This window comes from Streptomyces sp. NPDC002853 (assembly GCF_053591915.1).
Genome location: NZ_JBSFUS010000008.1, coordinates 60,330 through 87,060, shown reverse-complemented (window position 1 = coordinate 87,060; position 26,731 = coordinate 60,330). Strand labels below are relative to the sequence as shown.

At 71.5% G+C, this 26,731-nt stretch carries 22 protein-coding genes; 8 read left to right on the top strand and 14 right to left on the bottom strand.

The genetic code is table 11. The features are described from left to right. Position 1 precedes the first annotated feature (1 nt). Both ACWD02_RS22450 and ACWD02_RS22445 read right to left on the bottom strand, forming a co-directional pair. Complete coding sequence (locus ACWD02_RS22450) at positions 2-553, bottom strand: tripartite tricarboxylate transporter TctB family protein (protein WP_451213584.1); 552 nt, start codon at positions 551-553, stop codon at positions 2-4. Beyond that, a complete protein-coding gene (locus ACWD02_RS22445; protein ID WP_451214564.1) occupies positions 550-1,533 on the bottom strand; it encodes a Bug family tripartite tricarboxylate transporter substrate binding protein in 984 nt (327 codons plus the stop codon). The genes ACWD02_RS22450 and ACWD02_RS22445 overlap by 4 nt, the downstream gene beginning before the upstream one ends. Positions 1,534-1,750: 217 nt before the next feature. Here ACWD02_RS22445 and ACWD02_RS22440 point away from each other — a divergent pair, with 217 nt between their 5' ends. Continuing rightward, a complete protein-coding gene (locus ACWD02_RS22440; RefSeq protein ID WP_451213581.1) occupies positions 1,751-2,437 on the top strand; it encodes a response regulator in 687 nt (228 codons plus the stop codon). Positions 2,438-2,691: 254 nt separating this feature from the next. Further along, complete coding sequence (locus ACWD02_RS22435) at positions 2,692-3,705, top strand: lytic polysaccharide monooxygenase (protein WP_451213578.1); 1,014 nt, start codon at positions 2,692-2,694, stop codon at positions 3,703-3,705. A gap of 54 nt (positions 3,706-3,759) precedes the next feature. Here the strand turns inward: ACWD02_RS22435 and ACWD02_RS22430 are convergent, their stop codons facing one another. The 3 genes from ACWD02_RS22430 to ACWD02_RS22420 form a co-directional block, all read right to left on the bottom strand. Continuing rightward, on the bottom strand, positions 3,760-4,626 hold the full coding sequence (locus ACWD02_RS22430) for an esterase/lipase family protein (protein WP_451213575.1): 867 nt from the start codon (positions 4,624-4,626) through the stop codon (positions 3,760-3,762). 162 nt (positions 4,627-4,788) lie between these two features. Further along, positions 4,789-5,457 carry a response regulator gene (locus ACWD02_RS22425; protein WP_451213572.1) on the bottom strand — a complete coding sequence of 223 codons (669 nt, stop codon included), beginning with the start codon at positions 5,455-5,457 and terminating at the stop codon, positions 4,789-4,791. Further along, positions 5,454-6,797, bottom strand: a complete 1,344-nt coding sequence (locus tag ACWD02_RS22420) for a sensor histidine kinase (protein ID WP_451213569.1) — start codon at positions 6,795-6,797, stop codon at positions 5,454-5,456. The genes ACWD02_RS22425 and ACWD02_RS22420 overlap by 4 nt, the downstream gene beginning before the upstream one ends. A 133-nt stretch (positions 6,798-6,930) precedes the next feature. Here ACWD02_RS22420 and ACWD02_RS22415 point away from each other — a divergent pair, with 133 nt between their 5' ends. Then, positions 6,931-7,839, top strand: a complete 909-nt coding sequence (locus ACWD02_RS22415; protein ID WP_451213566.1) for an ATP-binding cassette domain-containing protein — start codon at positions 6,931-6,933, stop codon at positions 7,837-7,839. After that, on the top strand, positions 7,836-8,696 hold the full coding sequence (locus ACWD02_RS22410; protein ID WP_451213563.1) for an ABC transporter permease: 861 nt from the start codon (positions 7,836-7,838) through the stop codon (positions 8,694-8,696). The genes ACWD02_RS22415 and ACWD02_RS22410 overlap by 4 nt, the downstream gene beginning before the upstream one ends. Positions 8,697-8,712: 16 nt before the next feature. On the opposite strand, the gene ACWD02_RS22405 is transcribed toward ACWD02_RS22410, so the two are convergent. Together ACWD02_RS22405 and ACWD02_RS22400 are read right to left on the bottom strand one after the other, a co-directional pair. Continuing rightward, positions 8,713-9,687, bottom strand: coding sequence for a DNA polymerase Y family protein (locus ACWD02_RS22405; RefSeq protein ID WP_451213561.1), 975 nt, complete (start codon positions 9,685-9,687; stop codon positions 8,713-8,715). Next, on the bottom strand, positions 9,684-13,139 hold the full coding sequence (locus tag ACWD02_RS22400; RefSeq protein ID WP_451213558.1) for a DNA polymerase III subunit alpha: 3,456 nt from the start codon (positions 13,137-13,139) through the stop codon (positions 9,684-9,686). Before ACWD02_RS22400 ends, ACWD02_RS22405 begins: the two co-directional genes overlap by 4 nt. A 163-nt stretch (positions 13,140-13,302) precedes the next feature. Between ACWD02_RS22400 and ACWD02_RS22395 the strand changes: the two genes are divergently transcribed. Both ACWD02_RS22395 and ACWD02_RS22390 read left to right on the top strand, forming a co-directional pair. Further along, positions 13,303-14,358, top strand: a complete 1,056-nt coding sequence (locus ACWD02_RS22395; protein WP_451213556.1) for a DUF3533 domain-containing protein — start codon at positions 13,303-13,305, stop codon at positions 14,356-14,358. A gap of 55 nt (positions 14,359-14,413) precedes the next feature. Continuing rightward, positions 14,414-15,559 carry an AAA family ATPase gene (locus ACWD02_RS22390; protein WP_451213553.1) on the top strand — a complete coding sequence of 382 codons (1,146 nt, stop codon included), beginning with the start codon at positions 14,414-14,416 and terminating at the stop codon, positions 15,557-15,559. Positions 15,560-15,653: 94 nt separating this feature from the next. Here the strand turns inward: ACWD02_RS22390 and ACWD02_RS22385 are convergent, their stop codons facing one another. The 5 genes from ACWD02_RS22385 to ACWD02_RS22365 form a co-directional block, all read right to left on the bottom strand. Continuing rightward, on the bottom strand, positions 15,654-16,739 hold the full coding sequence (locus ACWD02_RS22385) for a S1 family peptidase (protein ID WP_451213550.1): 1,086 nt from the start codon (positions 16,737-16,739) through the stop codon (positions 15,654-15,656). 275 nt (positions 16,740-17,014) lie between these two features. Next, on the bottom strand, positions 17,015-17,941 hold the full coding sequence (locus ACWD02_RS22380; protein ID WP_451213547.1) for a slipin family protein: 927 nt from the start codon (positions 17,939-17,941) through the stop codon (positions 17,015-17,017). 180 nt (positions 17,942-18,121) lie between these two features. Beyond that, positions 18,122-19,021 carry a S1 family peptidase gene (locus ACWD02_RS22375; protein ID WP_451213544.1) on the bottom strand — a complete coding sequence of 300 codons (900 nt, stop codon included), beginning with the start codon at positions 19,019-19,021 and terminating at the stop codon, positions 18,122-18,124. A gap of 254 nt (positions 19,022-19,275) precedes the next feature. Further along, the gene (locus tag ACWD02_RS22370; RefSeq protein ID WP_451213541.1) at positions 19,276-20,094 is read right to left on the bottom strand and encodes a DUF1684 domain-containing protein; all 819 of its coding nucleotides are present in this window, start codon (positions 20,092-20,094) and stop codon (positions 19,276-19,278) included. Between the two features lie 74 nt (positions 20,095-20,168). Further along, entirely contained in the window at positions 20,169-21,449 is a 1,281-nt protein-coding gene (locus ACWD02_RS22365; RefSeq protein ID WP_451213538.1) for a DUF5685 family protein, read from the bottom strand. 290 nt (positions 21,450-21,739) lie between these two features. On the opposite strand from ACWD02_RS22365, the gene ACWD02_RS22360 reads away from it, so the two are divergent. Then, positions 21,740-22,183: a cell division protein SepF gene (locus tag ACWD02_RS22360; protein WP_160504177.1), complete on the top strand. Its 444-nt coding sequence runs from the start codon at positions 21,740-21,742 to the stop codon at positions 22,181-22,183. A gap of 13 nt (positions 22,184-22,196) precedes the next feature. Here ACWD02_RS22360 and ACWD02_RS22355 read toward each other — a convergent pair whose 3' ends face one another. Further along, on the bottom strand, positions 22,197-23,393 hold the full coding sequence (locus tag ACWD02_RS22355) for an acyl-CoA dehydrogenase family protein (RefSeq protein WP_451213534.1): 1,197 nt from the start codon (positions 23,391-23,393) through the stop codon (positions 22,197-22,199). A 143-nt stretch (positions 23,394-23,536) separates the two neighbouring features. Next, a complete protein-coding gene (locus ACWD02_RS22350) occupies positions 23,537-25,165 on the bottom strand; it encodes an MFS transporter (RefSeq protein WP_451213531.1) in 1,629 nt (542 codons plus the stop codon). Positions 25,166-25,395: 230 nt separating this feature from the next. Between ACWD02_RS22350 and ACWD02_RS22345 the strand changes: the two genes are divergently transcribed. Next, positions 25,396-26,556, top strand: a complete 1,161-nt coding sequence (locus ACWD02_RS22345) for a glycosyltransferase family 39 protein (RefSeq protein ID WP_451213528.1) — start codon at positions 25,396-25,398, stop codon at positions 26,554-26,556. Positions 26,557-26,731: the final 175 nt, after the last annotated feature.

Sequence of the window (26,731 nt, the reverse complement as noted above, 5' to 3'; positions counted from 1 at the left end):
GTCACAGCACTCCCATCAGCGGTCCGCCGGGGAGCGGCACCCCGAGCAGGTTGTTGAAGACGACGTACGTGAGGAGGGAGAGCCCTGCCGCGATGAGCGGATCGCGGTCCAGGTGACGGCTGCCCAGCGCGTACGCGGCGCCCCAGAAGAGCAGCGCGCCCGCGACGGGGAAGCCGAGCGGTTCGATGAGGACGGCGGCGCCGAGGAAGACTCCGGCGAGGAGCAGCACGGTGCGCCAGTCGGCGGGTTCGGACAGGTCGATGTCCTCGCCGCCCTCGGCCTCGCCGCGGCCGCCGCGCAGGACGTCGATGGCGAGGATGACGGCGACGACGAGGAGGCCGATGCCGACGGCGATCGGAACGGTCTTGGGGCCGATGGGGCCGCGTTGGGCGATCTCGACGTCCATGGTGAGGGCGTCGGTGAGGACGAGGGCGCCGAGGGCGAGCAGCATGACGCACACGCCGAGTTCGGAGTGCTCGCGCAGCCAGGCGCGGCGGCTGCCGCCGCGCCCGCCGTGCTCCCCGGGCGGGGTTTCGGTGGTCGAGGTCGTCACAGTCCCAGCTCCTTCAGCACGGACACCACGCTCTTGTCCTGGGCGGCCAGGAAGTCGCCGAACTTGTCGCCGGTGAGGAAGGCGTCGTCCCAGCCGTTGGTCTTGAGGGACTTGCGCCACTGGGGAGAGTCGTGCAGCTTTCTGACCAGGCCGGTGAGCTTCTTGCGTTCGGCGTCGGAGAGGCCGGGCGGGGCGACGATGCCGCGCCAGTTGGTGAAGTTCACGTCGTAGCCGGACTCCTTGAGGGTCGGCCCGTCGAGACCCTTGGCCCGCTTGGGTCCGGTGGTGGCGAGGAGCCGCAGCTCGCCCGACTTGATCTGGTCCAGGTATTCGCCGACGCCGGAGACGCCGAAGGCGACCTTCTTGCCGAGGATCGAGGCGAGGAGTTCCCCGCCGCCGTCGAAGGGGACGTAGTTGACCTTCTTCGGGTCGATCCCGGCGGCGCGCGCCATCAGCATCGGGGCGAGGTGGTCGGGGCCGCCGGGGGACGAGCCGCCGCCGACGGGGAGCTTGCCCGGGTTCTTCTTCCAGGCCGCGACGAGCTGCTTGATGTCCTTGTACGGGGAGTCCTTGGCGACCACGACGACGTCCGGCTCCTCGGTGAGGCGGGCGATCGGGGTGGTGTCGGCGAGGGTCTTGGGCGAGTCGTTGGAGCGGGCGGCGCCCACGACTCCGAGGCCCATGGACATCGCGAGCTTGCCGTTGCCGTGCTCGCCGACGAGGCGGCTGAGGCCGACGGTGCCGCCGGCGCCGGGCAGGTTGAACACCTCGATGTTGTGGGTGAGTCCGGCGTCCTCGGCGTTCTTCGCCGCGGTGCGGGCGGTGATGTCGTAACCGCCGCCCGGCGTGTTGGGGACCATGAGGCGCAGGCCGGGGATCTGTGTGCCGGTCTCGGTGCCGCTGCCCGTGGAGAGCAGCGGCGGCCCTGCGAGCACGAGCAGCGCGGCCCCGAGCAGGGCAAGGGGTGTGCGCAGACGCACGTGTGCCACCACCTGTCGGTACGTAGTCGGGTACCTGGTCGGTACGGGGAGTTGGTGCGGCCGGGCTCCCCGTGGGGGGGAGGGAACCCGGCCGCCGTCCGCGGGGACGGGGATTCCTGTGAGGTGGCCCACATGTTGCCTGCGCGTTAAGAAGCTGTCTCTCTTCCGGAATCAACGGACGTTGTGGTCGTTGTGGTCGCGCCCATAGCCTGCGGCGATGACAAGGGTGCTGGTCGTGGACGACGACTTCATGGTCGCCAAACTGCACAGCCGTTATGTGTCCGCGGTGGACGGATTCTCGGTGGTGGGAGTGGCGCACAGCGGCGCGGAGGCGCTGGCCGCGGTGGAGCGGCTGCGCCCCGATCTCGTGCTCCTCGACATCTATCTGCCCGACATGGACGGCATCGCGGTGCTACGGGAGTTGCGGGCCGTCGAGGAACGCGACCGGGACCGGCAGCCGCTCGACGCGCTGTTCATCACGGCGGCGCGGGACGCGGAGATCGTGCGGGCGGCGCTGCGGGCCGGGGCCCTGCACTACCTGATCAAGCCGTTCAACCAGGCTGCGCTGCGGGAGCAGTTGCTGCACGTGGCGGCGGTGCGGGCGCGCCTCGACGGCCTCGACGAGGCACGCCAGGAGGACGTCGACCAGATCTTCGGCACCCGCCCGCCCGGCTCCCGCGAACTCCCCAAGGGCCTGGCGGCGCACACCGCGGACCTGGTGGAGCAGACGCTGCGGGGCCATCCGGGGGGCCTCTCGGCCTCGGAGTGCGCACAGGAGGGCACTCTCTCCCGGGTGAGCGCACGCCGCTACCTGGAGTTCTTCGCGGACACGGGCCGCGTGGAGGTGACGCTTCGGTACGGGGGGACGGGGCGGCCGGAGCGGCGGTACCGGTGGATCCGCTAGCAGTCGGCCGGGCGGGCTCCCGCCGGGGCAATTCGGGCACGACCTGAGCGGAGTCTGAGGGCTCCCTTAAGTCGACCATAAAGATCGCCATCACCCCTCCCAGCAGGCGAATTCGGGGATTTCAGCGGCTAGCTTTCTCGTCGCCGGGCCGGTTACGAACCGTCGGCGCCGCACGTGATCGGGGGGCGGCACCGGCCGTTCGCAACCGGCTCGTGTCCCCCACCCCCCAGAACCGCCGCTGAGGAGAACCACTCATGACCGCACGCCGCAAGGTCGCCGCGATCGCCGCCGTCGGCATCGCCCCGCTCGCCCTGACCGCCCTGTCGGCCGCCCCGGCCGCCGCGCACGGTTCGATGACGGACCCGGTGAGCCGTGTCTCCGCGTGCTTCCAGGAGGGCCCCGAGGCTCCGAAGTCGGCCGCCTGCAAGGCCGCTGTGGCCGCGAGTGGCGCGCAGGCCTTCTACGACTGGAACGGCGTGAACATCGCCAACGCCGCCGGCAAGTCGAAGGAGATCATCCCCGACGGCAAGCTGTGCAGCGCGGGCAACGACAAGTACAAGGGCCTCGACCTGCCGCGCGCCGACTGGCCGTCCAGCAAGATGTCCGGCGGCAACCACACCTTCCACTACAAGGGCACCGCCCCGCACAAGGGTTCCTTCGAGCTGTACATCACGAAGGACTCGTACGACCCGACCAAGCCCCTGAAGTGGTCGGACCTGGAGGAGAAGCCGTTCGTCGACGTCGCCGACCCGAAGATGGAGAACGGCGACTACGTCTTCGACGGCAAGGTCCCGGCCAAGTCGGGCCGCCACCTGATCTACTCGGTCTGGCAGCGCTCGGACTCCCCCGAGGCCTTCTACACCTGCTCCGACGTCGTCTTCGGCAAGGACAGCGGCGGCAGCGGGGCCGCGGCTCCGGCCCCGACCGCCTCCGCGCCCTCCGAGAAGGACATCGCCGCGGGCGCCGAGAAGTCGACCGTCGAGCACAACGGCCACGGTGACGGCGACGCCAAGACGGGTGCCGAGGCCTCCGAGGCCGCCCCGGCGGCGGGTGACGACACGGCCGCGGGTGACGACACCGCCGCCAACGAGCCCGAGGTGAACGGCGGCGCCGCGAAGCCCGCCGCCGCCACCGACGAGAACCTCGCCGAGACCGGCGGCGACAGCACCACCCCGTACATCGCGATCGGCGGCGCCGCCGCCCTCGCCGTCGGCGCCGCGGCCATGTTCGGCACGGCCCGCCGTCGCACGGCGCGCCACGGCCGCTGACCTCTGAGAACGTGCTGTGAGCCGCCGCTGACCTCGGTCAGCGGCGGCTCTCGTTCAGGAGAAGCAGGTGCTCGGCGTCGCGTGCGCCGGGTCGAGCGCGTTCGCGACCTCGTGGTGCGCCACGCGGTCGAGTATCCCGATCGCCACGTGCTCGGACACGTCGACGGGGCACAGGTCCTGGACGGTCACGTTGCGTACGCCGGGGCCGTTCAGGAACTGCGAGCGGTACGGGGTGACGACCTCGTCGTACTTGGTGGCGATGACGGTGTAGCGCACGCCGGGGACGGTGTCGCCGCCTTCGTTGAGCTTGGTCAGGAACGGGGACCCCGCCACTTGGTCGGCGAGACTCGGGGTCTTGGTGGTGAGCAGGTCCTCGATGCCGGGGAAGTAGGGCAGCAGCCTGGTCAGGCCGAGCAGGGTGGTGCCGTGGTTGTCGGGCGCGAGGCCGATCAGGGCGTTGACCTTCGCCGCGCCGCCGAGGAACTTCAGGTAGTGGCGGGGCATCATGCCGCCCTGCGAGTGGCCCACGAGGTCCGCCTCGGCCGCGCCCGTCGAGGCGAGCACCTTGTCGACGAAGCCGTCGAGCTGCTCGGCCGACTTGTCGATCGGCCCGAGCCCGTTGAAGAACGGCACACCGGGCAGCTGGCCGTAGTCGAGGGAGTAGACGCAGTAGCCGCGCTTCACCAAGTAGGGCGCGAGGACGAGCCAGTTGTCGATGGAGTTGCCGAAGGTGCCGTGGACGAGGACCACGGGGCGGGGGTGTGCGGCGGACGGCCGGCAGTCGTAGTCGTTCCAGCCGCGCGAGGTGGCGGCGGGCGCGGCGGACGCCGCGGTGGGGGTGAGGGTGAGCAGTCCCGTCACGAGAAGCGTCATGAGGAGGGCGGCGGTGAACGCGCTGAGCGCTCGTCTCCAGGGCAGCATCGTGTGATCTCCTTGCGGCTCAAGGGAGTTGCGATGGGTGAGCCCTGTGATCCGGATCACGAGGATGCCGTGCACACGACAAATTACGGGCGAGTAGTAAAAGTGTGAAGTTGCGCGTCGGCAAAACTTCCAGCAGACACTGGCGCGGTCACCCGGAAACAGTCACCGCGGCGGCGAGACCAGCCCCACCTCGTACGCGATGATCACCAGTTGGACCCGGTCGCGGGAGTCCAGCTTGGCGAATAGCCGCGCCACATGGGCCTTCACCGTGGCCACGGTGATGAAGAGTTCGGCCGCGATCTCCGCGTTCGACAGACCACGGCCGACCAGCGTCAGCACCTCGCACTCGCGGTCGGTGATGCCGTCGACAGTCCGCCGCGCCCGCCGCTCCTGGACGGGCCGCGCCGCGAACTCAGCGATGAGGCGCCGGGTGACGCTCGGCGCGATCAGGCCGTCCCCCGCGGCCACCACCTGGATCGCCGCCAGGATGTCCTCGAGGGCCATGTCCTTGACCAGGAACCCGCTCGCGCCCGCGCGCAGCGCTCCGTACACGTAGTCGTCGTCATCGAAGGTGGTGAGGACCAGGACGCGCGTCGCCCCCACCTCCGCTGTGATCCGGCGAGTCGCCTCGATGCCGTCCATGCCGGGCATGCGGATGTCCATCACGACGACGTCGGGGCGTATGTCGCGGGCCAGTTGGACCGCTTCGGCGCCCGTCCCCGCCTCCCCCACGACCTCGATGCCGGGGGTGTCGGCCATCAGGACGCGCAGGCCCGCGCGGACGAGGGGCTGATCGTCGGCGAGGACGACCCGGACGGCGGGGGCGGTCATCGGGCCTCCGCCGAAGGCAGGGGCAGCAGCGCCGTCACCCGGAAGCCGCCCTCGGGACGCGGCCCCGCGGTGAACCGGCCGTGCAGCAGGGCGACTCGCTCACGCATGCCGACGAGGCCGAACCCGGTGCCGGCGGGCAGGCCACCGCGGCCGTCGTCCTCGATCGCGAGGGACAGTTCGCCCTCCCTCCGCTCGACGGTCACCCGGCAGGTGTCCGTTCCCGCGTGCCGTACGACATTGGTGAGGGCCTCCTGGAGGATGCGGAACGCGGCCAGGTCGATGTCGGCCGGCAGCGGCCCGCACTCCCCCACCCTGCGTATCTCCGCCCGGACCCCGGCGTCCCGCGCCGCCGCGGCGAGGCGGTCGACGTCGGCGAGCCCCGGGGCGGGGTCACGGGGCGGCGCGGACGAGTCACCGGCGAGGGCCCGGTCCGCGGCCCCGTCGGCGGCGCCTGGCTCCGGCTCGGATCTGCGCAGCGCCACCAGCGTCCTGCGCAGCCCCGCGAGGGTCTCCCTGCTGGTGGCCTCGATGGTGCTGAGCGCGTTGCGGGCCTCCGCCGGCTGGGTGTCGATGACCCGGCTGCCCACGCCCGCCTGGATGGCGATGACCCCGATGCTGTGCGCGATCATGTCGTGCAACTCCCGTGCGATGCGCAGCCGTTCTGCGGTGATGGCGCGGGCCGTGGTCTGGGCACGCAGGGCTTCGGCGTGGATGCGGCGTTCGCGGGCCGAACTGCCCGCCATCCAGGCGGCGATGAGGAGGACGGCGACGAACACGGCGGTCTGAGCTCGGTCGTCGGCCCATACGGGGATCGCGCAGTGATCCATCCCGTACGGGAGGGTCTCGTACCGACCGGTTGCGTCCGGGCGGGTCCCGTACGGGGGAAGGCAGTTGTTGTCGACCGGGAAGCCGAAGAGGCTGCCCATCTGTGCAGTGAACGCCAGGAGGGCGGCGATGACCGACGTGCGGCGCGGACGGGTGGCCGCGAGATAGCCGACGGCGCAGACCCCCGCCAGGGCCTGGAGGTAGCTGACCTCCGTCGTGCGCATCTCCATCGTGGCCGTGACCCCGCCCAGGAGCAGCAAGGTCAGGGCGGGCAGCGGTCTGCGCCGCAGCAGCGAGGCGACCACGGCGGCGAGCAGGACCGACGCGAGGACCATCAGGAGGTCGAAGCCCTGCTGCCCGTCGGAGAACGTGACGTACGTGACGGCCGGGAAGAGGGCGGCCCCGGTCCAGGCAAGACCCGTGCGCACGGCCGGCCACAACGGGCGGCGCGTGAGCCTGCCGCGCCCTTTGCTCCTGCCCGGCGCGGGCAGCGGCTGACCTGGTGTGACGTCCATGCGCCGATCGTATGCGGCAGCCCCGCGCGGGGGTATTGGCCTGCGGTCGTACGCCCGTGGGCGGTGGGCGCCGCCGCGGATGTGGCCGACGGCCCGATGCCGGGCGGTCCCGGCCCACGGCACCGTGGAGCACATGATCGAAGTCAACGAGCTGACCAAGCGGTACGGCGGCGCCACCGCCGTCAACAGCCTGAGCTTCACCGTGCGCCCCGGCCAGGTCACCGGGTTCCTCGGCCCGAACGGGGCGGGGAAGACCACGACGTTGCGGATGCTGCTCGGCCTGGTGGGTCCCAGCGGCGGCACCGCCACCATCGACGGCCGTGCCTTCGCGTCCCGGCCGCGCGGCCTGCGTCATGTCGGCGCGCTGCTCGACGCGGGCGACGTGCACGGCGGCCGCACGGCCCGCGCCCATCTGCGTGCGCTGGCCCACGCCAACGGCATCCCCCGGGGCCGGGTGGCCGATGTGCTGCGCGAGGTCGGCCTCACCGAGGTGGCGGGGCGGCGCGTGGGCGGCTTCTCCCTCGGCATGCGCCAGCGTCTCGGGATCGCCACCGCGCTGCTCGGCGACCCGCCGGTGCTGCTCTTCGACGAGCCCCTCAACGGCCTTGATCCGGAGGGTGTGTTGTGGGTGCGCGGGCTCTTCCGTCGCCTCGCCGCCGAGGGCCGCACGGTCTTCGTTTCCAGTCACCTCATGTCCGAGATGGAGAACACCGCCGACCAGCTCGTCGTCATCGGCCGGGGCGAGTTGATCGCGGCGGAGAGCGTCGCCGACTTCGCGGCGCGGGGCACGCGGCTGAGCGTGACGGTGCGAACGCCGGACCCCCACAAGCTGACGGAAGCCCTGAGCGCCGAGGGCGCGTCGGTGGAGACGGTCGACGACACGCTCACCGTCACCGGCCTGCCCGCGGCCCGCATCGGTGAACTCGCCTTCCGGCACGAGGTGCGGCTCCACGAACTCGCCACAAGTGCCGCCTCCTTGGAGGAGGCGTTCATGGAACTCACCGCCGACAGCGTCGAATACCTCGCGGGAGATGCCCGATGACGACCACCGCCCCTTCCTCCGCCGCCGAAGTCACCGGGGCCACCGAACCCCGGGCCCGTTTCCGCCACCTCGTCGCCGCCGAGTGGATCAAGCTGTGGTCGTTGCGCTCCACCTACTGGGTCCTCGCGGCCGGCGCGCTGGCGGTCATCGGGATCAACGTGAACTCGGCGGTGACCAACCTCGACTGGCTCTCGCAACAGGACCCGCCCGCGCGGATGGACCCGCGGATGCGGTTCGACGTGCTGTCCACCGCGTTCGTCGACCCCGCCTGGCAGATCCTCATGGTCGTCGCGGGCAGCGTGGGCGCTCTCGCGGTCTTCGGCGAGTACACCAGCGGTCTGATCCGTACGACGTTCACGGCCGTCCCCGACCGGCGTGCGGTGATGCTGGCCAAGGCGGTCGTCATGACGGTGGTGATGGCCGCGCTCGGCACGTTCGTCTCCGTCGTCTCGTTCGGCGTGACGCAGGCGGTCCTGCGGGAGCACGGGGGTCTTTCGATCGGCGACCCGGGCGCGTTGCGCGGCGTCGCGGCGTCCGCGCTGCTCGTACCGCTGAGCGCGCTCGTGGGCATGGCCGTCGGGGCACTCGTCCGGCACGCCACGGGCAGCATCGTCACGACCCTCGTGACGCTGATCCTGGTGCCCGCCTTCCTCCAGGGCGACACGTACCGGTGGGTGAAGGAGCTCGGCAACACGATGCCGGTCAGCGCGTGGAACGCCCTCATCGACAACCCCGCGGTGGTCCACCCGCCGGTCAAGTACGCGGCAACGGTCACGGAGGCGTGGATCGTGTTCGCGGCGTGGCCGGTGGCCGCGGTGATCGTCATGGTGCTGGCCGTGCGCCGCAGGGACCTGTGACCCCGGAGGGTGGGCGCTACGCCGCCAGCGTCCCCGGCACGATCGCGCCGGGACCGAACTTCGCCCGCGCCCGGTCGGCCACCGCCTCGATCTTGCGGGCCCTGTCGTCCACCGGGTCGAACATCAGCTGGTGGGCGGCGTGTTCGGCGGGGGCGAGCCCTTCGGCGCGCAGCGAGATGCCGCGCACCCGGGCCCGCTGGAGGCCGAGCGCCTCGTACATGCGGTAGGCGGATCCGGTCAGTGCGCAGGTGTGCGCGGTCGGTTCGGGCAGCGCTCGCGTGCGGCTCGTCGTGGAGCGGTCCGCGTAGCGCACGGTGAGGGTCAGGGAGCGGCACACCTGGTCCTCGTCGCGCAGCCGCGCGCCGAGTTCCTCGGTGAGCGAGAGCAGCGCTTTGCGGTGCCGTACGGGGTCCAACTCATCGCGGGTGAAAGGGCGTTCGGAGGCGAGGGAGCGGGCGGCGGCGTTCGGCACGACGGGTGCGCGGTCGACGCCGTTCGCCTTCTCGCGCAGTTCGCGGCCCGCGCGGGCGCCGACGAGGCGCTGCAGCGTGGACAGTGGCGCGGCGGCCACCTTGCCGACGGAGTCGAGCCCGTACGAGCAGAGGGTACGGGCGGTGGCGCGGCCGACCCCGGGCAGTTCGGCGACCGGCTTCGGCCCGAGGAACTCCGCGACGGCGTCCGGCCCCGGGCCCACGAACCGGGTCACCCCGGGCGCGGCCTCCCGTGCGGCCATCCGCGCCAGCATCGGCCCCGGCCCCGCGCCGATCACGCAGTCCACCCCGTACAGGGCGAGCGCCCGCACCCGGATCACCGAGGCGAGCTCGACGGCGTCGCGCCCGAAGTACCGCATCGCTCCCCGTACGTCGACGAGCGCGGCGTCCGGCGGCAGGGCCTCGACGACAGGGCTGAACTCGCCGAGCAGCGTGAGCAGCCGGGGCACGGCGGCCTCGTACATGGACGGCAGCAAGAACCGTACGCACAGAGTGCTCATCCCGCGCTCCCCGGGCTCTGATGCCACAACTTCCGTCCGGTGGCCGCCCGTTCGCCGGGCGGCTGGAGGTCGGCCCAGGGGTGCATCTCGTACCCCGTGGACATCCGGATGCGGCGGCCGCCGTCCGCCGGGGCGCCGTCGGACTCCCCCTCCGGCCCTGACCCCGGCCCCGGCTCGGCGAGGCGCGCCCCCACCGCTTCGAGCCCGCCCTCCTGGCGCAGCTCCGCCAGTTCCGCCAGGTTCCACGCGGCGGCGCCGACCACGCTGAGGCTGCGCGGCCCGCGCCGCTGCACCACGCCGCGGACCAGGAGCAGCCAGGAGTGGAAGACGGTGTGCGCGCACCGTTCGTGGGCGTCGTCGAAGAAGGCCAGGTCGACCAGGCCCGAGCCGTCGTCCAGGGTGGTGAAGATGACCCGTTTCCCGGAGCGGATCGGCGGGGTCTGGGTGGCCGCCTTGGCGCCCGCGACCAGGACTGTCGCCCCGTGTTCGGCCTCCCGCAGGCGGCGGGCGCTCTGCACGCCGAGCTCCCGGAGGAACTCGGCGTGGTCGCCCATGAGATGGCGTGAGGAGTCCATGCCGAGGACGCCGAGCTCGGCGCTGAGCCGTTCCGCGTCGTCCAGGTCGGGAAGACCGGCGGGTGCCGTCTTCCGCCCGCCGGACAGCGGGAGTTGGCCCCCTGCTGAGCCTCGCGAGCCCCGCCGGAGCTCCGTCAGGTGCAGCTGCAGGTCGCGGCGGTTGGCGCCGAACGCGTCGAGCGCGCCGACCTGCGCGAGGCGCTGCGCGAGCGGTTTGCCGGGCCTGGCCCGCTCCCAGAAGTCCAGGAGCGAGGCGTAGGGCTGCCCGGCGGCGATCCGCTCGGCCTCGGCCTCGCTGATGCCGTGGACGTCACAGAGCGCGAGGCGCAGGCCCCAGCGGTCCGGAGCCGAGCCGGAACCAGACACCAGTTCGATACGGTGGGCGACCGCGGACCGGTTCACGTCCAGCGGAAGGATCGGCACCCCGCGCCGCCGCGCATCCGCGAGCAGCAGCCGCTTGGGGTACATCCCGGGGTCGTGCGTGAGCAACCCGGCGTAGAACGCGGCCGGGTGATGGGCCTTCAGCCACGCCGACTGGTAGGTGGGCACGGCGAAGGCCACCGCGTGCGCCTTGCAGAAGCCGTACGAACCGAAGGCCTCGATGATCTCCCACGTCCGGGCGATCGTCTCGGCGTCGTAGCCCCTCGCCGCCGCCTGCTGCGCGAACCAGAACCGGATCCGCCCCTGCGACTCGGGGTCGGAGAGCCCGCGCCGCACCCGGTCCGCCTCGTCACGTCCGCAGCCGGTCATGATGTCCACGATCTGGATGATCTGCTCGTGGAAGACGACGACGCCGTACGTCTCCTCGAGCGGTCCCGCCAGATCCGGGTGCGGATAACGGATGGGCGCGCGGCCGTGCCGGGCCTCGATGAAGGGCCGCACCATGTCGGCGGCGACCGGCCCGGGACGGAAGAGCGAGATGTCGACGACCAGGTCGTGGAAGGTCGCGGGCTGCAGCCGCCCCACCAGGTCCCGCTGGCCCGGCGACTCGATCTGGAAGCAGCCGAGCGTCTCGGTGGACTTGATGAGTTGATACGTCGCCGGGTCCTCCGGCGCCGCCGCGTCCACGTCCATCCGCTCACCCGTGGCCCGCTCGACCTCCCCCACCGCGTGCGCGATCGCCGACTGCATCCGTACGCCGAGCACATCGAGCTTGAGCAGCCCGAGGTCCTCCACGTCGTCCTTGTCGAACTGGGACATGGGCAGGCCCTCGCCGCTGGTGGGCATGACGGGCGTACGCGCGAGCAGCGAGGCGTCGGAGAGCAGCACCCCGCACGGATGCATGGCGACCCCGCGCGGCAACGCGTCCAGGGCCTCGACGAGATCCCACAGGCGGCCGTGTTTCTCCGCCTCCCCCGCCACCGCCCGCAGTTCGGGCAGTTCCTCCATCGCGGATCGGGCGTCCCGCGCGCGGATGTGCGGGAAGGACTTGGCGATCTTGTCGATCTCGGCCGGGTCCATGGAGAGGGCGGCGCCCACGTCACGGATGGCGTGGCGGACCCGGTAGGTCTCGGGCATGGCGACGGTCGCGACCCGTTCGGTGCCGAAGCGGTCGATGATCGCGCGGTAGACCTCGATGCGGCGGGCCGACTCGACGTCGATGTCGATGTCCGGCAGGACGGCCCGTCGCGTGGAGAGGAACCGCTCCATGAGCAGGCCGTGCTCGACGGGGTCGGCGTGCGCGATGCCGATCAGGTGGTTGACCAGAGACCCGGCGCCGGAGCCGCGCGCCGCCACCCGGATCCCCAGGTCGCGTACGTCGTCGACCACTTGGGCCACGGTGAGGAAGTAGGAGGCGAAGCCGTGGTACGCGATGATGTCCAGCTCGTGGTGCATCCGCTCCCAGTAGCCGCGGGCCCGGGGGCCGCGGTCGTACCCCCGCAGCACCATCCCCGCCGCCGCCCGCGAGGCGAGCACGCGCTGCGCGCTGCGGCGCCCCGCGCCCACCAGGTGCGGCTCGGGGAAGCGGACGGAGCCGATGCCGATGTCCTCGTCGGGGTCGACGAGACACTCGTCGGCGACCGAGCGGGTCTGTTCGACGAGGCGGCGGGCGGTGTCACGGCGGAAACCGGCCGCCTCCACGATCCGCTCGGCGTTGCCCAGCATGGCGTCCGTGCCCTTCAGCCACCGCTCCCCGCTGTCGAGTTCCTTGGTCGGGTCGACGGGGACCAGGCGACGCGCGGCGTCGAGTACGTCGGCGACCGGACCCATGCCCGGATCGGCGTAGCGGACGGCGTTGCTCAGGACGGGGCGGACACCCTGCTCGGCGGCGAAGCCGACGGTGCGGGCGGCGAGCCGGAGCGAACCGGGTCCGGTGCCTTCGCGGCCGTGCCACACGGACTCCAGGCGCAGCGCGTCCCCGTAGCGCTCGCGCCAGGGTGCGATGAGGCGGGCGGCCCGGTCGGGGCGGCCGGCGGCGAGCGCGCGCCCCACGTCGGACGCGGGGCCGAGCAGCACGGTCATGCCGTCGCCGTGGTTCTCCTCCCACGGAAGCACGGGCTGCCCCTCGCCGCTCCGGTGCGCGGCGGTGATCAGGCGGCACAGGGCGGCCCAGCCGGCGGCGCCGTCGCGGGCGAGGAAGGTGACGCGGGGGGTCGACTCGTCGATGAAGGCACCTCCGCGCACCGGGGTCCGCCGCGGCGCACCGCGTGGCGGTGCCGGCTCCCCCACCGCGAGCTCGGCCCCGAACAGCGGCCGCACCCCCGCCTTCGCACAGGCCTTGGCGAACCGGACGGCCCCCGCGAGGGTGTCCCGGTCGGTGAGCGCGAGGGCGTCCATGCCCCGCTCGGCGGCGCGCTCGGCGAGCCGCTCCGGGTGCGAGGCCCCGTACCGCGGGGAGAACCCGGAGACGGTGTGCAGATGCGTGAACCCGGGCACACGCACCTCCTGAAACCCTGAATCGATCCGTTCTCACATCCCCCGCCTCCACCATAGACCAAGTTTCGAACGTACGTACGACACCCGAGTCGAACGGCACTCCGTTTCGCCCATTCGGCCCCGCCCACCTGCGGGAACGACAAGGGGCACGGAGCGTGGGGGCATGAGTTTCACCGATGAGTTGAAGAGCGCCGTCACCCCGCGAGCAGCCCTGCTGGTCATCGGTGTACTGGCCCTGCAGCTGCTGTTCATCGCCTCCTACGTAGGGGCCCTGCATGACCCGAAGCCGAAGGACGTGCCCTTCGGGGTCGTCGCTCCGGGACCCGCGGCCGAGGAGACCTCGGACAAGCTCGGGAAACTGCCCGGCGACCCGCTCGACCCGCGCGTGGTCAAGGACGAGGCCGCCGCCCGGCACCAGATCCTGAACCGCGACATCGACGGCGCCCTGATCGTGGACCCCCGGGGCACCACCGACACCCTCCTGGTCGGCTCGGGCGGTGGCACCGTCCTCGCCACCGCACTGGAGAAGATCGCCACCGAGGCCGACGGGGCCGAGAAGCGGACGGTCAGGACCGTGGACGTGGCCCCGGCGTCCAGCAAGGACTTCGACGGGCTCTCGTCCTTCTACCTGGTCGTCGGCTGGTGCGTCGGCGGTTACCTGTGCGCGTCGATCCTGGCGATCAGCGCGGGCGCCCGGGCCACCAACCGCCAGCGTGCCCTGATCAGGACCGGCGTCATGGCGCTCTACTCGATCGCGGGCGGTCTGGGCGGCGCGCTCATCATCGGGCCGATCCTGGGCGCCCTGCCCGGCAGCATCATGGGCCTGTGGGGCCTCGGCTCGCTCGTCGTCTTCTCGGTCGGCATGATCACGCTCGCCCTGCAGTCACTGACCGGCATCGTGGGCATCGGCCTCGCCGTCCTGCTCGTGGTGATCGCGGGCAACCCGAGCGCGGGCGGCGCCTTCCCGCTGCCGATGCTGCCGCCGTTCTGGAAGGAGATCGGCCCCTGGCTGCCGCCGGGCGCCGGTACCTGGGTGGCCCGCTCCATCGCGTACTTCAAGGGCAACGCGATCACCGGACCGATGCTGGTGCTCGCCGCCTGGGCGGTCCTCGGCACCGTCGTCACCCTGGTCATGTCCGCGCTGCGCGGGGACCGCCAGCCGGGTCAGCGGCCCGCGATGGAGGAGCCCGGGACGGACACCGGCGCCCACCGCCGGTGAGCCGGGCGGCCCGTTCCCCACGGGCGTTGTCGGACCCGGGTGCGAAGCTGGGGCAATGATCACCACACTGGCGGTCGAGAACTACCGCTCCCTGCGCAAACTGATCGTCCCCCTGGACCGGCTGAACGTCGTGACGGGCGCGAACGGCACCGGCAAGTCGAGCCTGTACCGCGCACTGCGGCTGCTCTCCGACTCCGCGCGGGGCGGCGCCGTCTCGGCCCTGGCCCGCGAGGGCGGACTCCCCTCGGCGCTGTGGGCGGGCCCCTCGAAGGCGGAGGCCACCAGCCTCCGCCTCGGCTTCGCCGGCGACGAGTTCGGGTACGCGGTCGACTTCGGGTACCCCACCCCCACCTCGGGCTCCGGCGCGGCCCCCTCCATGTTCAACCTGGACCCGGAGATCAAGCGCGAGTGCACCTGGGCCGGGCCCGTCCTGCGCCCCGCCGCGCTGCTCTGCGACCGCGCGGGCCCCGCCGTGCGCACCCGCACCGCCGACGGCGGCTGGCACCGCACCCAGGGCATCAGGCCGTACGACAGCATGCTCGGCGAGCTGGCCGACCCGCAGCTCGCCCCCGACCTGCTCAGGCTGCGCGAACTGATCCGGTCCTGGCGGTTCTACGACCACGTGCGCACCGACGCCGAAGCGCCCGCCCGCGCCGCCCGCATCGGCACCCGTACGCCGGTCCTCGGCCCTGACGGCGGCGACCTTGCCGCCGCGCTGCAGACCATCCGCGAGATCGGCGACCCGGCGGCGCTCGACGCCGCGGTGGACGACGCCTTCCCGGGCAGCCGGGTGCGGATCGTCGACAGCGGGGGACGCTTCGAGCTCCAGCTGCACCAGCGCGGGCTGAACCGCCCCCTGGGAGCGGCGGAACTGTCCGACGGCACACTCCGCTATCTGCTGTGGTCCGCCGCTCTCCTCACGCCCCGGCCGCCCTCGCTCCTCGTCCTGAACGAGCCGGAGACGAGCCTGCACCCCGATCTCCTGCGCCCCCTCGCGGACCTGATCCTCACCGCGACGAAGGACACGCAGATCGTCCTGGTGACCCACGCCCGCCCTCTCGCCGAAGCGGTGGCCAAGCGTGCGGTACGCCATCGGATCGACGTCAACTCCATAGAACTGCTCAAGGAGTCGGGCCAAACGGCGGTGGCGGGCCGGGAGAGTCTCCTGGACGAGCCGCTGTGGTACTGGCCCAAACGATGAGGCGCCCCGCGAGGGGCGCCTCATCAGTACTACGGCAACGGATGGGTGCCTGATCCGGTTCGCCGTCCGCGGGCCGTAGGCCTGCCCCGCAGGGTCAGCCGATCTCCGCGCCGAAGGCACTCAGCGCTTCCGGCACCGGCTGGAAGAACGTCTCCCCGCCGGCGCTGCAGTCACCGCTGCCGCCGGAGGTGAGACCCAGCGCGGTGTCACCCGCGAAGAGCGCGCCGCCGCTGTCACCGGGCTCGGCGCAGACATCGGTCTGGATGAGTCCGTTGACGATGTCGCCGTTGCCGTAGTTCACGGTGGCGTCGAGACCGGTGACCGTGCCGTCGTGCAGCTGCGTGGTCGAGCCACTGCGCTGCACCTTCTGGCCCACGGTCGCGTCGCCGGCCTTGGTGATGGCCTGCGTCGAACCGTTGTAGAGGTTCACCTCGCTCGGGTGCGCGGTGTCGCCGCTGTACTTGACGATGCCGTAGTCGTTCTCGGGGAAGCTGGAGCCCGCGTTCTCACCGATGGCCGGGCCGCCCTGCTCCTCGGACCAGCTGGTCACCGCCTCGGTGCAGTGGCCCGCGGTCAGGAAGTGCGGGGCACCGTCCTTGACCACGTTGAAGCCGAGCGAGCAGCGGCTCCCGCCACCCCAGATGGCGTCGCCACCTGCGATGAAGGGCTTGAACTCCCCCTTGCTGTGCTGGAGTTCGGCCCTGGAGCCGAGCCCCTTCACGACCGCGTCGAGCTTGTCGAGGTCGGCGCCCTTGACCGTGCGGTCCGCCGTGACGACGACCTTGTTGGTGGCCGGGTCGACCGCCCACGAGGTGCCGGGGATCGACGCCTTGTCGCTGAGCGTCGTACGGGCGCTCTTCAGCTCGGCCAGGGAGTTCTCGACGACTCTCGCCTTGGCTCCCGCCGACTCGACGGCGTCCGCCGCGCTCTTGTCGAGGACGTTCACGACGAGGTTCTTGGCCTTGGCGTCGTAGTACGAGCCCGCCGCGTCCAGACCGAGGTCCTTGCCGAGGGTCGAGGCGAGCTTTCCGGCCTTCGCGATCGAGAGGGTGTCCGGCGTGGGGGTCGGGGCACTCTCACTCGCGTTCGCAGTCTGGAAGGTGATTCCGGCGGCGATCAGTGCGGTGATGCCCGCACCTGCCACGGCTGCACGTCGCTTGGATATGCGTCGGTGCTTCAAGTCACGTCCTCCTGTGGGGGGTCGGCCCGTTCGGTGTGGGGACCTGAGGGCCGGAAGGCGTACCGGCACGGAGTCGCACACGCTGCGAAAGCCGCGTCCATGCCAAAGGGTGCGGCCCACTATCCCGATACCGCCAGGTAGCACACAAGGTCTACTTCAGGACGCGCACGCGACAAACACCGTGCGCCCCCCGCGTCTTCACCGGCGCCGGTCTCACCACGTCGGTTCCCGCTGCAAACACCGCCTGCGAGCGGGTGATCGGCAGCGGGTAAGGACTAGTCCTGTCCGGTTTTCGACGCTCCTGGCGCGTCCCGCTCACCGGCTTCTGGATCCGGAGCACCGAAATCCGGCAGCGCGACGACAGGAGATTCGGTGACCGCGGCGGGTGATTCAGTGACCTCGGCGGGAGGCTCTCCCCCGGTCGCGGCCGGCTGCTGCGCCTGCTGGGTGGACCGTTCCAGGAAGCGCAGGAGTTCCACGGGGAAGGGCAGGACGAGGGTCGAGTTCTTCTCGGCGGCGACGGCCACCACGGTCTGCAGCAGCCGCAGTTGCAGCGCGGCGGGTTCCTCCGCCATCTGGTGCGCGGCCTCGGCCAGCTTCTTGGAGGCCTGCAGCTCGGCGTCCGCGTTGATCACGCGGGCCCGCCGCTCACGGTCGGCCTCGGCCTGCCGCGCCATCGAGCGCTTCATCGTCTCCGGGAGCGACACGTCCTTGATCTCGACCCGGTCGATCTGCACGCCCCACCCGACCGCGGGAGAGTCGATCATCAACTCCAGGCCCTGGTTGAGTTTCTCCCTGTTGGAGAGCAGATCGTCCAGATCACTCTTGCCGATGATCGAACGCAGCGACGTCTGCGCCATCTGCGAGACGGCGAAGCGGTAGTCCTCCACCTGGATGACGGCCTCGGTCGCGTCGATCACCTTGAAGTAGATGACCGCGTCCACGCGCACGGTGACGTTGTCCCGGGTGATGCCGTCCTGCGCCGGGACCGGCATCGTGACGATCTGCATGTTCACTTTGCGCAGCCGGTCGACGAACGGCACGATCATCGTGAGCCCGGGGCCGCGCACCGAGCGCTGGAGCTTCCCGAGCCGGAGCACCACGCCCCGTTCGTACTGTTTGACCACACGCGCCGCGGCCATCACATAGACCGCTCCGGCACATCCGACGGCCACTCCCGCAGCCACAAGATCCTCGACCATGCCGGCCCCCAGGGTCCGAATTGGGCATGTTGGGCGTGCCCTTCGAAGGTAACGCCGCGGGGCGCACAAAGGGAGACGGGAGACAGGAGAGAGCCCCCGCCCGGACTGCCGGACGGGGGCCCTCTCCTCAGCTGCTGGCTGCGAACTGCCGCACGTGGATCAGTTGTGGCCGTGCGTGGATCAGTAGACGCTCACGCCGTACCGGCTCAGCGCCTCGGTGACCGGCTGGAAGAAGGTCGTGCCGCCCGATGAGCAGTTGCCGCTGCCGCCCGAGGTGAGGCCAAGGGCCTTGGTCCCCGCGTAGAGCGGACCGCCGCTGTCGCCGGGCTCGGCGCAGACCGTGGTCTTGATCATGCCGTAGACGACGTCGCCGCCGCCGTAGTTGACGGTCGCGTTCAGGCCGGTGACCCTGCCGCTGTGGGTGCCGGTGGTGGAGCCGCGCCGGGTCACGTTCTGGCCCACGGTGGCGTTGCCCGCGCTGGTGATGTCCTGGCTGCCGACCGTGCCCGACTTGGTGACCGACGTGTTGGTGTACCTGACGATGCCGTAGTCGTTGGTCGGGAAGCTGGAGCCATGCGTGGTGCCGAGCACCGTGGTCTTCGCGGAGTTGGACCACCACGTGCCCGCGCCGTCGGTGCAGTGACCGGCGGTCAGGAAGTAGTAGGTGCTGCCGCTGCGGACGTTGAAGCCGAGCGAGCAGCGCCAGCTCGACGCGTAGATCGCGTCGCCGCCGGAGATCAGCTTGCTGAACTTGCCGGGAGTGCGCTCGACCTTGAGGGCGCCCGCGTTGCCGCCCGCCGCCTCCTTGATCTTGGCGATCTCGGCCTTGGAGACGGTGCTGTCGGCGGTGACGACCAGGCGGTTCGTCGCCTTGTCGACGCTCCACGCGGTGCCTGCGACATCCGCGTCGAGCACCGCGTCGCTCGCCTTGGTGAGCTGCGCCGAGCTGAAGGTGGTGACGTCATTGGCGTTCGCGGCGGGGACGGCGAGCGCGCCGGCGGCCACGAGTCCGGTGGCCACGGCGAGCAGACGAGTACGTCTCGCTATGCCGCTGCGGGGGGTGGTGCGCTTGTTCCTCACTTGTTGTTCCTCCCGAGGGGAAGTCAGTGGGCCCGGTGGGTTGGGGCCCGTGAGGCGCAGCCAAAGGACAAAAGGCAAGCCGGATTCCGGTTACGCCGTGCCCCTGACAAGCGCTGCTCGGGAGTATTCGGGCCAAGGACACCGCGCACAAGGGCGCCTTTCGGCCGTCGGCGGGTACACGGCGACCGGCCCCGACGGCTGACCTGTCCGTCGTACGCCGCCGGGGCTCGGGTCATCGGCTTGCCTCTGACGTGTCAGCGGCCGGCCAGGTTCCGCTCTCCCGCGGCGATGTCGGCATCGAGAGTGTTCCCCGGCGGCGGGAAGGGGCAGATGAAGTGGTCGGCGAAGGCGCACGGCGGAAGCAGCGCGCGGTTGAAGTCCACCGTCGTGCGCCCTTCGGCGTCCGGAGCGGAGGGCCGCAGGAAGCGGAACCGGTAGCTGGACACGCCGCTGCTCGCGTCGGCGAAGACCGCCCACAGGGAGCCGTCGCCCTCCACGGACACCTGCAACGTATGGCTCTTTCCGGCCAGGTCGAAGGCCAGCTCACCCCCGAGGCCCAGCCCCCGCTCCACCCCGTCCGCGTTGCCGACCCGGACGGTGCGCACCCCGTCGGTGGTGCTCTCGGCGGCGTACGGCGTGAAGCGCCCCGGCACGGCCCAGCGGTCGTCGAACTCCGTGGCCTCGATGCCCCTGAAGGCGCGACGCGTGGCGGACTCCGGGTCGAAGTCGCGTACCGCCCAAAGACCTTCGCGCCGCAGCACGACCAGACGGCGGTCGCCGTGCCCGACGCGGGCCGCGGCGACCGGGCCGGGGTCGGCGGCGAGGCGGGCCTCGCCGGTGAACGGCTGTCCGTCCAGGGTGATCCCGTCGCCGGCTCCGGCGGTCAGGACGATCTCGTCGCCCGCCTCGGTCCAGCGCCCGGGGATGTCCGGAAGCGAACCATCCGGGTAATCCGCGAGCCAGTGGGTGCCGGTGAGGGAGAGCGGGCCGTAGGGCGCGGACACCGTCCGGGTCCGCTGCTCGTGCCAGTGCTTCCAGTCGCGTGCTGCGTCCGTCGATGCGTCCGTGGTCATGTGATCAACCCTTCCACACGTGTTCGGGAGAACCCGGACGGCCGCATCGGTCGAGTCGGTCGCGTCGGTCGCGTCTACAGACCGCAGTCACAGCAGGAGCAGCACTCGCAACAGGAGCAGCATCCGCTGTCGCCGCAGTTGTTGCAGCAACCCTCCCGCTTCTTGCGGGACCAGGGGCCCTCGTACGAATCGGCGCAGCACAGCTTGCAGGTGCAGCAGAGCCCGATGGCGACCGCGCACCCCGCCCAGAAGCCCCGCTTGCCCGGCTTCGGCGGCTGCGGCTCGAACCCGGGCCCGCCCCCGAACCCACCGGGCCCACCGGGGCCGGCAGGGCCACCGGGACCGACGGGCCCGCCGGGCGCCCCGCCCCCGTACGGATTGTTGCCCCCGTACGGATTGCCGCTGCCATAGGCCCCGCCCTGCTGGTCATAGGGTCCGCCCGGCGGCGGACCGAAGGAGCCGCCCTGATGAGCCGTCACCTCATGGGTGTGTCCGCACGCGTCGGTCCCGAAGGCGCGGTCCACCGAACGTCCCAGCTCGTGCGCGAGCAGCATGTGGGCGAGCTTGCCGTCGGTGAACTCGGCGTCGCGCAACGCGAGCCGGATGCCGTGCAGGGCGTCGTCCGCGAGGCGCCGGGCCTCGGCGAGGCCGGTGCCCGTGGCCGTCAGGGGGTTCCAGGCGCCCGACGCGGCGTCAGCTTCCTTGTCCTCCACGGCATCCAGGAGATGCGCGAGCCTGCCGAAGAGCCGCCCGGCCTCGGCGAGCGGCTCTGCGTTGCCCGGCCTGCCCGCGATGACGGCGGTGTGCGCGAAGGCCGCGGCGGTCGCGGTCTCGGTCGGCTCGGTGACCGTGAGCAGCGAGGTGCCGGGGCCCGCCAAGCCCTCGATGCCGACCTGCCGTTCGACGGCGTCGAGCAGGACTGCCGTGTCGAATCCCACGTCGGCGCCGGTACGGGCGCCGGCCCGGTCCCAGCTGCGGGCGACCTTGCGGGCGGCGGCGGCCACCGGCCTGCGCGCCAGGATGCCGTCCCCGTCCACGACGTGGTCGCGCACCTTCGCCGACGCGAGCACCAGCGAGACCGCGGCGGCGAGCCGTGCGCCCTCGCCCTGCGCGACGGACGCCGTGCGCATGCCGCGCAGCGGACAGGGGCCCGCGGTGCGGCGCCAGCCGGTCGTCTCCTGCGCCTGAGCCTCCGTCAGAACCGAGATGATCAGGCCGTCGTAGTTCGTCACGACGCGGGCGAACTGCCCGTGATCACCGCGCAGCGCGAGGCACAGGCCGCAGAGGTGTGCCATCCATTGCGTTTTGAGCCCTTCGCCCAGACGATGGCTGCAGGGCCTGACGATTCCGAACATGCGACTCCCCCGTGAGCCTGTCTTCGATCAACTCGGGCATCGTATCGAGGGGTCCGTTCACCCGTACGCACCGGTCGTCACCCATACGCCGTGAAGAATCATATTTCACTCACTGTCAGCAGCCGTACACAGCAGGACCCTTGGGGAATCACGCGTTTACGGCGTGTTGACTCTGCACCAGTACCGTCACGAAAACCCCGCGCGGCGACTATCCACTTGGCGCACTATCCGCATCATGGACGAACATGGGGACAGGGAACGCAGAAAGCCCGCTGTGAGAGGAGGCGTCCATGGGATCGGTGCGCAAGGCGAGTGCCTGGCTTGGCCTCGTCGACGACAACAACAATGACGAGCGTTACTACGACGGCTACGACGACGACGGGGCCGAGGGGCCCGGCGAAGCATGGGTGACCGACCCGCGGGTGCGGGTGGTCGCCGAGGCCGCCGAAGAGGAAGGGCGCCGGATCGGGACCGTGACCCCGGACAGCTTCCGGGACGCGCGCGGCATCGGCGAGCTCTTCCGGGACGGCGTCCCGGTCATCATCAACCTCACGTCGATGGAGCCCGGCGACGCCAAGCGCGTCGTGGACTTCGCGGCGGGCCTGACGTTCGGACTGCGCGGCTCCATCGAGCGCGTGGCGACGCGGGTCTTCCTGCTCACCCCCGCCGACACGCACATCGTCAACGGGGAGGCCACGAGCCGTCCGACGGACGGTTTCTTCAACCAGAGCTAGCGGGCGAGGCCGCTCACCGGAAGGCGTCAAGACCGGTGAGCGCCTTGCCCAACACGAGTTGATGCATCTCGACGGTGCCCTCATAGGTGAGCACCGACTCGAGATTCGTCGCATGCCGCATCACGGGGTACTCCAGCGAGATCCCGTTCGCGCCCAGGATGGTCCGGGACGTGCGGCAGATCTCGATCGCCTCTCGTACGTTGTTGAGCTTGCCGAAGCTGACCTGTTCGGGACGGAGCCTGCCCGCGTCCAGGCGCCGGCCGAGGTGATGCGCGAGCAGGATGCCCTTGTGCAGCTCGACCGCCATGTCGGCGAGCTTGGCCTGGGTGAGCTGGAAGCCGCCGATGGGCCTGCCGAACTGCTCGCGGGTCTTGGAGTACTCGACGGCCGCCTCGAAGGAGGAGCGGGCCGCGCCCATGGCTCCCCAGACGATGCCGTAACGCGCGTGGGAGAGACAGCTCAGCGGGCCCTTGAGCCCGGTGACCTCGGGAAGCACCGCGTCGGCGGGCAGCCGCACCTCGTCCATCACCAGCTCACTGGTGACGCTCGCGCGCAGCGACCACTTGTGCTTGATCTCGGGCGCCGAGAAACCGGGGGTCTCGGTGGGGACGACGAAGCCCCTGATCCCGTCGTCGGTGTGCGCCCAGACCACGGCGACCCCGGCCACGGAGCCGTTGGTGATCCACATCTTGCGTCCGGTGAGCACCCAGTCGGTGCCGTCCTTCTTGGCGAAGGTACGCATGGACGCCGGGTCGGAGCCGTGGTCGGGCTCGGTCAGGCCGAAGCAGCCGATGATCTCGCCCGCGGCCATGCCGGGCAGCCAGCGCTGCTTCTGCTCCTCGGAGCCGAAGCGGTGGATGGCGTACATGGCGAGGGAGCCCTGCACGGAGACCAGCGAGCGGATGCCGGAGTCGGCGGCCTCGAGCTCCAGGCAGGCGAGCCCGTACTGGACGGAGCTCGCGCCCGCGCAGCCGTAGCCCTCCAGGGACATGCCGAGCGCGCCGATCGAGCCGAGCTCCCGGGCAAGTTCACGGATGCCGGGCAGCTCGCCCTTCTCGTACCAGTCGGCGATGTGCGGCAGGACGCGGTCGGCGGCCCAGGTGCGGACGGTCCCGCGGATCGCGAGGTCCTCCGGCTCCAGGAGATCGTCGATGCCGAGGGGGTCGGTGGGGTCGAAGGGCGGCAGGGGTGTGCGGGTGCTTGCGGACATGCGGGCCTCCGGCGACACGAAAACTAGCAGTGTTAGTTATCTACGGCTCGGCTGACGTTACGACGCAGCATCCCGCACGTCCAGAGCCGCCCGTCTTCTCCACGCCCGCCCCGGCCGTGGGCGGAGGCCAGGAACCTGGCGCCTCAGCGGCGGACGGCATCCACGGGGACCCCCGCCTCGTCCCGGGGCGCCGGAATCCCCTGCTCGGGCCGCTCCCCCTGCGCCCCGCACTCCATGGTCCGCGGCAGCTTCAGCGCCATCAGCGCGCCGAGCAGCAGCAGCCCGGCGCTGACCAGCAGCGTCACGTGCAGCCCGTGCACGAAGGACTCGCGCGCGGCGTCGCGCAGTGCCGCGCCCGCCCCGCCGCCGAGGCCCGAAGCGACCTCGTACGCCTCGCCGAGCGAGTGACTCGCGGCGGAACTCTCCTTGGCGGGCACGCCCTGGACGGACGAGAGGCCCGGCGCGTACGCCGCGTTCATGACGCTGCCGAGCAGCGCGATGCCGATGCCGGCGCCCAGCTGGTAGGAGGTCTCGCCGATCGCGGCGGCGCCGCCGGCCTGCGACTGGGGCGCCTCGCTGAGCATCGACTCGTAACTGCCGAAGAGCGTGGTCTGCAGGCCGAGGCCGAGCAGCACGAAGCTGGTCATCATCAGCGGGTCGTTCAGCTGGTCGCCCATCCCGGTGAGGATCACCACGGCCACCGCGGTCAGGGTGAAGCCGGAGGCGACCATCGTGCGCGGGCCGAAGCGGTGCAGGAGCTTCGATCCGGCGAGGCCCGCGGCCATCGCGGCGACGGTGAGCGGCACGAGCCGCATACCGGTCTCCAGCGGGGAGAGGCCGAGCACCAGCTGCAGATACTGCGCGGCGACCAGTTCGAGGCCCACCAGGGCGAGCATCGCGAGCACGATGCAGCCCAGCGAGGTGCTGAACGCGGGCCGCGCGAACATCGAGAGGTCTATGAGCGGATGCTTGCGGCGCCGCTGCCTGCGGACGAACCCGACCAGGAGGGCCGCGCCCAGGCAGAACGAGAGAAGGGTGGTCATGCCGAACGGCGACTCGCCGCCGCCCGCACGCTTCACCGCGAACACGATGCCGAAGAGGCCGCCCGCGGCCATCAGCGCGCCGATCACGTCCCAGGGTCCGTCGCGATCCCCCGTCGACTCGGGGAGCAGCAGGCGCCCGATGGGCAGGCTGACCAGCATCAGCGGGATGTTTATGAGGAAGACCGAGCCCCACCAGAAGTGCTCGAGGAGGAATCCGCCGAGCAGCGGGCCGCCCGCCGCGCCGATTCCGGCCACGGCGCTCCAGACGCCGATGGCGACGGCGCGCTCACGCCGGTCGGGAAAGACCTGACGGAGGATCGAGAGCGTCGCGGGCATGATCATCGCGCCGCCGACGCCGAGCAGGGCGCGGGCCGCGATCAGCACCTGCGCGTTGTCCGCCATCGCTGCCACGGCCGAGGCCACGCCGAAGAGCGCGTAGCCGAGGAGCAGCACCCGTCTGCGGCCCACCCGGTCACCTAGCGTGCCGAAGAGGATGAGCAGCGAGGCGCAGACCAGTGGATAGACGTCCACGATCCACAGCAGCTCGATGCCACCGGGCTTCAGGTCCTCGGTGACGGCGGGCACGGCGACGTGCAGAACGGTCGCGTCGACGGCGACGAGCAACAGGCTTACGCAGAGGACCACGAGCACCAGCCAGCGGTTGGCGCCGCCCTGCGACCCGGGTACCCGACGGCCGGAAGGAGCGGTGGCCGTGGTTGAACCCGACATGTGCGATACCTCCCAGTGATCCCTCGCATCGGCGGCCCCGCGGGACGTGATCTCCCAGCTGGCGGCAACGAAAGGCGAGTGAGCCGTCAGAGTACGCGAGTTCACGGCTGTGGCGCGTGGCGGACCTCTCACGGTTGAGCGGAGACGGTGTGGCGTACGCCACGCTGCCCACGCATGGACCACGCCCCCGGCAGGCGGACCGGTTCCCGCCTGCGCCGATAATCGAGCCCGTGACCGACCTGGACCAACGCCCGCCCCCGCCGTCCCCCGGCGCCCGTGCGGGCGCCGCGCTGCGCCGTGCGGCGCCCGCGCTGCTCGTCTATGCCGGGGTGCGTGCCCTGGGGCTCGCGGTGCTCGCCCTGTGGAGCGCGGCCGCGGGAAAGAGCGCCCACACGCTCCTCACCGCCCGCTGGGACTCGCTCTGGTACACCCGCGTCGCCGAGCACGGCTACGGCTGGGAGGTGACGCTCCCGGACGGCAGCGTCCACTCGAACCTCGCGTTCTTCCCGCTGCTTCCCTGGCTGGAGCGTCTCGTCTCGGCGATCAGCCCCTTGTCGTACGCCGACGCGGGCCTGGTGGTGAGCTGGCTCGCCTCGCTCTGCGCCGCCGCGGGGATCTTCGCGATCGCCGACCATCTGTACGGGCGCCGGGCCGGTGTCTGCGCGGTCGCGCTGTGGGCGGTGCTGCCGGTCGGCATCGTGCAGTCGATGGCGTACAGCGAGTCACTGTTCACGGCGCTCGCGGCCTGGTCGCTGTACGCGGTGCTCACCGGACGCTGGGTGTGGGCGGGCGTCCTTGCCTCCTTCGCGGGCCTGACCCGGCCGGTCGGCGCCGCAGTGGTCGCCGCGATCTGGGTGACGGCCGCCGTCCGCCTGTACCGGGAGCGCAGGCCGGACCCGCGCATGATCCTCGGGGTGGTCCTCGCCCCGCTCGGCGCCGCGGGCTACGTCCTGTGGGTCGGCCGGCGCACCGGTGACGGCGTCCTCGGCTATCTCGACGTCCAGGCCGGCTGGGGCAACGGCTTCGACTTCGGCTACGCCTTCGCCCGCTTCGTCGGCGACAGGTTCACCGGCTTTCCCGGGGCTCTCGCGGGGGTCGGCCTGATCGTCGGGGTCGCCCTGGTGGTCTGGCTGTACGTCATCGGTGTACGGCGGAAGCAGCCGCTGCCGCTCCTGGTGTACTGCGGGATCGTCGTGGCGCTCGCGCTGTGCGCCGCCGGCTATTTCGGCTCGAAGCCGCGCCTCCTGCTGCCCGCCTTCCCTCTGCTGCTGCCCCTCGCGGTGGCGCTCGCCGGACTGCGTACGTCCAGGTCGGCGGCAGTTCTCGGGGCTGTGGCGGCGGCGAGCGCGGTGTACGGGGCGTTCTGGCTGAACGGCTCGGGTCCGCCATGATCGTTTCCGGGGGCCCGGTGAGCGGCCGGGAAATTCCGCACCAGCCCCCGGTGAACGAATTAATAAGGGCCATAAAACGGCCGCGCCAATGATCAACGAATTCGGCAAGGGCCTGATCTCGGAATAGGGAAATCCCAGGAATAAACCCCCGTCTGAGATCAATGCCACATCACAT